This window comes from Xenorhabdus sp. IM139775 (assembly GCF_028598745.1).
In the GTDB taxonomy this organism is placed as follows: Bacteria; Pseudomonadota; Gammaproteobacteria; order Enterobacterales; family Enterobacteriaceae; genus Xenorhabdus.
On record NZ_JAQRFK010000176.1, the window covers coordinates 1 to 1,630 of the forward strand.

Here is a 1,630-nt window from a genome sequence, read left to right on the forward strand (position 1 = left end):
TTTAAACCTACCCCCGAAAGTAAAGGTACTTTATTTTCAAGAAAATGTAAGGCAGGATTATCTTGGATAACCATGAGCAATGACAATACTAACCTAGTAAAAAATAATAGCGTACATTTTATTCTTGATAACATAGATATGAAATATGTAGTGCATAAAAGAAGATATCCTGGCGCTCCACATGATATAACTTCACATGAACTGAGATGGATATATAGGAACAGGAAAAATATTAACGTGCAAAAAAAAATTCAATTTTGGTTGAATGGTCACCCCACTTTCCCACCTTGGGAGAGTGAGGAAGGAGAAAGAATGTGGAGACTATACACACCAAAGCCTGAAATTGAGGAAGCTTTTAATTCTAGCTTGCCTATAGAATTATATTTCTAGAGGGCTGTTGGCGTTTTGTAAAGGATTATTGAACAGCATGATGATTGGGTATATACCAATCGCCTTTGAAGATGCTTGATTTCTTATCCAAACCAGATCATGGTTGCAACCATGAAAATTCATCTGACACCAGAACAAAAACGTGCCCTCGAATTGATGCATGATACCACTCGTGATAGTCGAGTCTGTGATCGCATCAAGGCCGTTCTTTTGGCATCAGAGGGCTGGACATCTCAGATGATTGCCCAAGCCTTACGTATCCATGAAAGTACGGTAAGCCGTCACCTAAAAGATTTCATCGCGCAGGAAAAACTTACCCCCGAAAATGGTGGTTCTGAAAGCCATCTCTCTGCCAAACAAACCGCCGACCTGATTGATTATTTGACGGCAAATTTGCTGCATACGACCGCTCAAATTGTGGCCTATGTCCGAGCACGTTGGCAGGTGTCTTTCAGCGTGGGCGGAATGACGAAATGGCTTCACCGCCAAGGTTTCAGCTACAAAAAACCAAAGGGCGTTCCTCATAAATTCGATGCGGATAAACAGCAACAATTTATTGATGACTACCGGTCTCTGAAAGACCGGGCGGGTCAGAATGAACCTATTCTATTTATTGATGCGGTGCATCCTTCACAGTCCACAAAGCTCAGCTATGGTTGGATGAAAGCAGGAAAAAATCAGGTAAAAGTGGTCGAAACCACCGGCAGTCGTACCCGTCTCAATATTTTGGGTGCCCTCAATTTACAACGAATTGAAGACACCGTGATCCGTGAATATCCGAGTATCAATGCCGAAAACATCGCGTATTTCTTCGGGGCGCTCCGGGAAACTTACCCGCTTTCGCAAAAAATCCATATTATTCTGGATGGAGCGGGTTACCACCGAGCAGAATTGGTGAAAGAGATTGCGTATGTCCTTAATATTGAATTGCATTACCTACCGCCTTACAGCCCGAACCTCAATCCGATAGAGTGATTGTGGAAGTATATGAATGAGCAAGTACGTAACAATGTTTATTTTCCGGATGCGAAGACATTCCGTGAAACCCTACGTCACTTTTTTCATGCCACTTTGCCAGAAAAAGCAAAAGAACTCACGACTCGACTTACTGACAACTTTCAGATTTTAAAACCTGCATCTTCAAGTTAGATTGGTATATACTGTTTTCCCACGGTAAAGCCATTTAAAAGGTTTGGCTAATACCCGATTGTAATAGTCGGTATATTTTAAAATCAGCGCC

The 1,630-nt window shown here is 41.8% G+C and carries 2 pseudogenes; both read left to right on the plus strand.

The window, feature by feature from the left end:
* A pseudogene (locus PSI17_RS16735) lies at positions 1–390 on the plus strand (hypothetical protein); the annotation flags it as partial.
* Between the two features lie 111 nt (positions 391–501).
* Positions 502–1,539, plus strand: a pseudogene (locus PSI17_RS16740) (IS630 family transposase).
* Positions 1,540–1,630 lie beyond the last annotated feature (91 nt).